The sequence below is a fragment of the Gemmobacter nectariphilus DSM 15620 genome (assembly GCF_000429765.1).
Lineage (GTDB): Bacteria > Pseudomonadota > Alphaproteobacteria > Rhodobacterales > Rhodobacteraceae > Wagnerdoeblera > Wagnerdoeblera nectariphila.
This window is the reverse complement of sequence record NZ_AUCM01000044.1, coordinates 1-7,412: the sequence shown is the minus strand read 5'-3', so window position 1 is coordinate 7,412 and position 7,412 is coordinate 1. Positions and strand designations below refer to the sequence as shown.

Below are 7,412 nucleotides of genomic sequence, written 5' to 3'. Positions count from 1 at the left end.
CTCTGCGACGGCGCGCTCTTCGACGAGGCGGCGCGGCTGGCGGGGATGGATCTCCCTGCGCCGCAACCCGCGCCGAAGTCGCCCATGCGCGCACGTCCCGACCACTCGGCCGAGATTGCGCGCCTCGTCGGCGGGGCTGTGCGGCTCGCCGGCACGTTGGGCGAGACCTACCTGCGCGCTCGCGGGCTATCGGATCCCGGCTCGCCCGACCTACTGTTCCACGCCGACCTTCCGGACTTCGACAGCTGCCGCGGCTGGCCCGGCCTGATCGCGATCCTGCGGCTGTCGAACGGGGAGCGCGCGCCGGGCATCCACCGCACCTTCCTGCTCGACGACGGCAGCGCGAAGGCGCCTCCCGGCAAGAAGATGCTCGGCAGCGTGAAGGACGCCGTGGTTCGCCTGTTCCCGATGCCGGGGGACGGACACATCGGCATTGCCGAGGGCATCGAGACCGCGCTCGCCGCGCACGCGCTCTACGGCACACCGGTCTGGGCGGCGCTTTCGGCCGACGGTCTGGCGCGGTTCCAGTGGCCCGAGGGCACCCGGCGCGTCACCATCTATGCCGATGCCGGAGACGCCGGCCGCCAGGCGGCCGCGACGCTCTCGGACCGTCTGAACCGGGCCGACATCCCGAACGAGATCGTCGCGCCGCTCCATGGCGACGATTTCAACGACGATCTGCAGCGTGGCGCCCGCGCCGAGGATTATGCGCTCGCGGCGGACACCACAGCGGAGCCGCAAACCGGGGATCCGGTCGAGTCGGAGACAGCCACGCCCGTCGTCGCCTCCGCCGACGATCCAGCCACGCTGATCGCCGCGGCCGAGGCGCTGACGAACCCGCCAGAGTTCGAAGCCCTGTCCACGCTGCTCGGGCGCATCGCGCTGGCGAAGCTTGATCCACTTCCCGAGCGGCAGGTCATCGCGCGGATCAAGTCCGCGACCGGCATCGGCATATCGGTCCTGACCCAGCAGCTGGCCGAGCTCCGCCGCCGCGTGAACGCCACCGGCGACCCGCACGCGCCGATCCCGAAACCTGCCTGGTTCAGGCGCCTCCGGCTCGACCTCGCGGGGGCACCCGAGCGCAACGAGGCCAATGTCATCGTGGCTCTGACATCCGATCCTGCCTTCGCCGGCGTTCTCGCTTTCGACGAGTTCGGGCAGGAGATCGTGGTGCGCCAGCCGCTGCCGTGGGACGCCGGAATCGCCTCCCTCCCGCGCCCCTGGGAGGACGCCGACGACATCCGCACCGCCGAATGGCTGCAGCTGCGCGGCATCAACGTGGCGCCGGTGGTCGTGAGCCGCGCCGTCGGCGCCGTCGCCCGCGAGCTGCGCATTCATCCTGTCCGCGACTGGCTCGACACCCTGAAATGGGACGGCACGCCCCGGATCGAGACCTGGACCAGCGCCTATCTCGGCGCGGAACCCACGGCGTTCCATCACACCATCGGTGCGCTCTGGCTGATCTCAGCCGTCGCCCGCATATACCGGCCCGGCGTGAAGGCCGACCACATGCTGATCCTCGAGGGACCGCAGGGCGCGCGCAAATCCACCGCGATCAAGGTGCTAGCCGGTGAGGAGTGGTTCACCGACGAGCTGCCCGAGCTCGGGTCAAAGGACGCAGCGCTGCACATGCAGGGCGTCTGGATCGTCGAGATCGCCGAACTCGACGCTATCGGCCGCGCCGAGGTCTCGCGCATCAAGGCGTTCCTGACACGCACCACCGACCGCTTCCGCCCGCCCTATGGCCGCTACACCGTCGAGGTGCCGCGCCAATGCGTGTTCGCCGGAACCGTGAACCCGGACACCTATCTGCGCGACGAGACCGGCAACCGTCGCTTCTGGCCGCTCCGCTGCGGCACCATAGACATCGCGGCGCTCGCACGCGACCGGGACCAGCTCTGGGCCGAGGCCGTCCACCGCTTCCGTGGCGGCGCAATCTGGTGGATCGACGACCCGGCGCTGCTGGCCAAAGCACGCGAGGAACAGGACCGCCGCTACCAGTCCGACGCCTGGGACGACCTCATCGAGCACTGGCTGACGCACGAAATCCGGACCGTCTCGGATGGCTTCCCCGACTACGGCAATTCCCGCACCGAAAGCGTGCCGCGCCCCGAGCCGCTGCGAGACGTGTCTGTCGGCGAGATCCTCGAGGAGGCGATCGGACTCGAACCGGCCCGCTGGACCCGCGGCGACCAGATGCGCGTCTCGGCCTACCTCAAGGCGAACGGCTGGGAGCGGTACAGGCGGCGCGACGAGGGCGGGCGCGAGGCACCGCGGGAGTGGCGGTATCGGAGGGCGCCTTGAAGCTTGCAGTTTACGACCTGTTTCTCCCCATGCTTGGTGTTTGCCATGATCTCCACGACGTCGGGGGCCGGGGTGCTGCTGATGCGAACTCCAGCTTGCGGAACGAACTGGAGGTGCATGTGGGGGGCGCCCACGACGAACCTGCGCCGTCTCTTCAAAAAGGGCCGAAACCGAGGGCCGTTCGGGCGTTCACGCCGAGCGTAGCGCCGTCAACCCCGCGAACCGCTGCCGGTAGCGCGCCGGGGTGACGCCGACCTGACGCTTGAAGATGCGGCGGAAGAACACCGGGTCCGCATATCCTACTGCCAACGCCACGGCGTCGGTGGGCGCGTCCGTCGTCTCCAGCATCTGCTTGGCTTCCTCCAGCCGCAGAGCCTGGACGTATTCGACCGGCCCATAGCCCGTGGCCCTGCGAAAGCGGCGTGAGAAGGTGCGGTCGGGCAGGCCTGCGACCTCCGCCATGCGCGCCACCGGGTTCTCCGCCGTGTAATTGTCCGCGATCCAGAGCTGCGCCTTGCCGATGGCGGCGTCCGCGTGCTGGCGCGGGCGGGCCATGGCGGCGAAGGGCAGCTGGCCGTCGGACTTGTCGCCGATGACGAAGACCTTCGACAGCCGCCGCGCCTCGGTCTCGCCCGCGAACCGCGCGACGAGGTAGAGGCCAAGCTCGCTCCAGGTCGAGGCGCCGCCGGCGCTGACGATGCGATGCTCCGCCCCCGCCGGGCAGAGGATCCGTTCCGGGCGCAGCTTCACCTCCGGGTAGTGCTCGCGGAAGATCGGCGCCACCGCCCAGTGCGTGGTCGCCTCGATCCCGTCGAGAAGCCCCGCCTCGGCGAGAAACAGCGAGCCCGAGCAGATCGAGCCGACCACCGCGCCCTGTGCGTGCATCCGGCGCAGCCAGGCGGCCTCCTCGGCCCATTTGCCGCGCGGGTCGAAATCGATCGGCAGGCCGAGGTCGGTCACGATCACGATGTCGGGCGCGGGCGGGGCGTGCAGAGGGGCCTCGACCGCGATCACCGGCCCGGCGGGAGAGGCGGCCGGTTCGCCTGTGACCGACACCAGCCGCGGCGCGAAATGGCAGGTCGCGGCCTCCGGCTCGCCGGTGATCGGCTGCCAGGTGCGCCCGGCCAGCCCGAAGAGTTCGTGCAGGCAGTAGAGCGCGCCCGGGAACGACTCGGGCAGGACGAGCAGGCTGACCGTCAATGTGGGTGGCGCATCGTTCATGGGCGGATGATGGCCGAATTACTGGTGGAAATCGACAGATAAGGCGCAACTGACTGGCCGGAATCCCCCCTTTTCGGCGGTTTCGTCTCTCACGCACGGCTCGTCATCGGAGCTATCTCCGCCCCGAACGAAATGGACCCAAGGATGACGACGATGACGGCGCTCGAAAAACTTCCCTTCGACACCGACCGCGCCGAGGCCTTCGCCGGGCGCGTCGGAGAGATGCTCGACTCCGGTGCGGCAGCGGCGATGATGGCGCTCGGCCACCGGCTTTGCCTGTTCGATACGATGGCCGGACGCGCCCCCGCCACCAGCGCGGAGATCGCCGCTGCGGCGGGTCTGGCCGAGCGCTACGTGCGCGAATGGCTTGCCGCCATGGTGATGGCGGGCGTGGTCGACTACCGGCCAGAGGACCGGCGCTACCACCTCCCGGCTGAGCATGCGGCCTGCCTGACCGAGGGTGCGCCGCTCGGCAATCTCGCGGTCTACGCCCAGCACGTCGCGCTGCTCGGACAGATCCAGGACCGGACGATTCACACCTTCCGGACCGGCGAGGGCACGCGCTACGACGACTATCCCTGTTTCCACCAGATCATGGCGGAGGACAGCGGGCAGACGGTCGGCGCGGCGCTCTTCGACCACATGCTGCCGCTGGTGCCCGGCCTGCACGACCGGCTGGAGGCGGGCATCGACGTGCTCGACGCGGGCTGCGGCCGCGGTGCGGCTCTACTCGCACTGGCCGCGCGCTATCCCGCCAGCCGCTTCACTGGCTATGATCTCTGCAAGGACGCCGTAGAACATGCCACCGAGGCCGCGCGCGACGCGGGACTGAGCAACATGACGTTCGAGGCGCGGGATCTCACCGGCTATGCCGAGCCCGGGCGCTGGGACTTCGTGACCAGCTTCGACGCGGTGCACGATCAGAAGGATCCGCGCGGGCTGGTGAAGGGCCTGCGCAAGTCGCTGAAGCCCGGCGGGGTCTACCTGATGCAGGACATCGGCGCCTCGGCGGATCTGGAGAAGAACCGCGATTTCCCCTTCGCGACGCTGCTTTACGCGGTCTCGACCGTGCATTGCACGCCGGTGTCGATCGGACAGGGCGGCGAGGGTCTGGGCACCATGTGGGGCTGGGAGACGGCCGAGCGGTTCCTGCGCGAGGCCGGTTTCGCCAGCGTCGAGCGGCACGTCCTGCCGCACGACCCGATGAACGTCTGGTTCGTGGCGCGGGTCTGAGCCCGCGCCAGACCCCTTTCACGCAACATCAGAAAAAGGAGTGAACCCCATGACAGGAATGAAGGAAACCCGAGTACGGCCGCGGAAACCGGTACGGCGCACGCTGACTGCCGGGCTGCTCTGCGCGGGCCTCTGGACGGGCGTTGCGGCGGCCGATGCCGGCCTGGAACAGCGGCTCGATGAGGTGATCGACGCTTGGGTCGAGAGCGAGCGGATCGTGGGCGTGACCGCGCTTGTCCTGCGCGACGGAGAGCCGGTTTACAGCCGCGCGGCCGGTTTCGCGGACCGCGAGGCCGGGCAGCCGGCGCAAGAGGACACGATCTATCGCCTCGCCTCGATGACCAAGGCCATCGTCTCGGCCACGGCGCTGGCGCTAATCGAGGAAGGGCGGCTGTCGCTCGACGACCGCGTGGCCGACTGGTTGCCATATTTCCGGCCGAGCCTGCCCGACGGCCGGACCCCCGACATCACCGTGCGGCACCTGATGACGCATACCTCGGGCCTCAGCTACGCCGTCTTCGAGCCGGCCGACAGCCCTTATCACCACGCCGAGGTTCCCGCCGGCCTTTCGCAGGACGGCGAGACTTTAGGTGAGGCGATGCGCCGGATCGCGTCGGTCCCGCTGGTCTTCGAGCCGGGGACGGATTGGCGCTATTCGGTCTCGACGGACGTGCTGGGCGCAGTGGTCGCAACTGCATCCGACATGACCCTGCCGGAGGCCGTAGCGCGTTACGTGACCGGGCCACTCGGTATGGAGGACACCACCTTCGTCGTCGCCGATCTGGCGCGCCTTGCCGCCGCCTACCGGGACGGCGAGGGGCCTGCCGCTCGGATGCGCGAGGCCGGCGACACGGTACCGATGGGCGAGCCGGGCGTGCCGTTCTCGCCGGGGCGGGCGACCGACCCGGACGCCTGGCCCTCGGGCGGCGGCGGCATGTCTGGCACGGCGGCGGATTATGCACGCTTCCTCGAAGCGATCCGCACCGGTGGCGCGCCGATCCTGTCGGCGGCTTCCGCAGAGTTGCTCACCTCCCACCAGATCGGCGACCTGCGCGCCTGGAGCGAGGGCGAGGGCTGGGGCCACAGTCTTGGCGCCGCCGTTCTGCTCGACCCCGCGGCCGCGGCGACGCCGCAGAACGCTGGAACCTGGCAATGGGGCGGCGTGCTCGGCGCACACTGGTTCGTGGACCCGGTCGAGGCCCTGACGGTCGTCGTGCTGACCAACACCTCCGTCGCCGGCGTCATCGGCGACTTCCCGGCGCAAGTCCGGGACGCGGTCTACGGCGTCGGCGCAGCGTCCACCAACTGACAAGTGCCGCCGTCGGACGGATCCGTTGTCGGGATGCATCGGCATCGACAAGACTGAAGTCCCCTCGCGTGGTCCCAACCCCCGCCGGTGGTCCCAACCCTGTCCCAACCTCGCGAGGGGGTTGGGGACACGAAAAGCCGTTCAAAAACAACGGTGTCCCCAACCTCACCCCGTGGTCCCAACCTTTTGCTACACATTCATGTGGGAGAACGGAAAAGGTCGGGAACATGCTTTTCTATACGAAAAGAGAAGGACCCCCGTTGGGGACACCGAGGTTGGGACCACATCCATGCAAGCCATTGGAGTGAAACGATAAAGGGCTGTCCCAACCCGCTCGAAGGTTGGGACCACGCGTTCGGAGGTTGGGACCGGGACGGGCAGCGAGTCGAACTTCGCCGGCCGCGTCGTCCCTGGTCGTTTTCGCTTTAGACGGGGACCGCCGGATGCTACATCTTGCGCTGACCGAAGCCGAAGGCCCACAGCTTGTGAGCCTTCACGATGAACACAACGATCCCCGCGCAGAACGTCCGCCCCGAACCGGGCGCGATCAGCCGGTCCTGCATCCTCGCCCTCGACCTCGGCACCACGACCGGCTGGGCGATGCGCAGCCATGACGGACTGATCACCAGCGGCACGGTCAGCTTCCGGCCCGGACGATTCGACGGCGGTGGCATGCGCTACCTGCGGTTCACCAACTGGCTGACCGAACTCGACCGGCTGTCGGGGCCCATCGCCGCGATCTGGTTCGAAGAGGTCCGCCGGCACGCCGGGACCGACGCGGCGCATGTGTTTGGAGGTCTCCTCGCGACGCTGACGACATGGGCCGAGTTGCGAGGAATTCCGTATAGCGGCGTTCCGGTCGGCACGATCAAGAAGTACGCGACAGGCCGGGGAAATGCACCCAAGCAGGACATGATTGCCGCGGCACGGGCTCGCGGCTTTTCCCCTGCCGATGACAACGAAGCCGATGCAATCGCGATACTGAATTGGGTCATCGACACAAACGGGGGTGTCGCATGATCGACTTGAACCCGGAGTGGCGCTCGATCCCCGGTTGGCCGGAATACGATGTTTCCGAGGATGGACGGGTTCGGCGCGCTGTGGGCGGGAAAGGTGCCCGGGCGGGTCGGATTCTGAGGCAGTGGCGCAATCCCCAAAACCAGTACCTCTATGTTCAGCTGTGGCGCGGAAACCGCCGCACAGGCATCCCGGTCCATCGCCTTGTCGCCATGGCCTTTCTCGGACGTCCGCCCAGCGAACGTCACGTGGTCGCACATGAGGATGGCACGCGGGACGTCAACCACCCATGGAACCTCCGTTGGGCGACACAGCGCGAGAACGTCGG

General features: G+C 68.6%; 6 protein-coding genes. 5 read left to right on the top strand and 1 reads right to left on the bottom strand.

Annotation, left to right across the window (positions count from 1 at the left end; all coding sequences use genetic code 11):
* A partial coding sequence (locus G481_RS0118430) for a VapE domain-containing protein (RefSeq protein WP_028031299.1) occupies nt 1-2,304 on the top strand: 2,304 nt, incomplete at its 5' end.
* Nucleotides 2,305-2,493: 189 nt separating this feature from the next.
* On the opposite strand, the gene G481_RS0118425 is transcribed toward G481_RS0118430, so the two are convergent.
* Nucleotides 2,494-3,525 (bottom strand): GlxA family transcriptional regulator, encoded by a 1,032-nt coding sequence (locus G481_RS0118425; RefSeq protein ID WP_028031298.1) that lies wholly within the window; start codon nt 3,523-3,525, stop codon nt 2,494-2,496.
* A gap of 144 nt (nt 3,526-3,669) precedes the next feature.
* Here G481_RS0118425 and G481_RS0118420 point away from each other — a divergent pair, with 144 nt between their 5' ends.
* From G481_RS0118420 to G481_RS26130, 4 genes are all read left to right on the top strand, one after another.
* The gene (locus G481_RS0118420; RefSeq protein ID WP_028031297.1) at nt 3,670-4,758 is read left to right on the top strand and encodes a class I SAM-dependent methyltransferase; all 1,089 of its coding nucleotides are present in this window, start codon (nt 3,670-3,672) and stop codon (nt 4,756-4,758) included.
* A gap of 49 nt (nt 4,759-4,807) precedes the next feature.
* Nucleotides 4,808-6,067 carry a serine hydrolase domain-containing protein gene (locus G481_RS0118415; RefSeq protein WP_211235239.1) on the top strand — a complete coding sequence of 420 codons (1,260 nt, stop codon included), beginning with the start codon at nt 4,808-4,810 and terminating at the stop codon, nt 6,065-6,067.
* A 498-nt stretch (nt 6,068-6,565) separates the two neighbouring features.
* Nucleotides 6,566-7,087: a crossover junction endodeoxyribonuclease RuvC gene (locus G481_RS0118410; protein ID WP_028031295.1), complete on the top strand. Its 522-nt coding sequence runs from the start codon at nt 6,566-6,568 to the stop codon at nt 7,085-7,087.
* Nucleotides 7,084-7,412, top strand: a 329-nt coding sequence (locus G481_RS26130; protein WP_211235238.1) for an HNH endonuclease, incomplete at its 3' end; no start/stop codon positions are given. The genes G481_RS0118410 and G481_RS26130, both read left to right, overlap by 4 nt.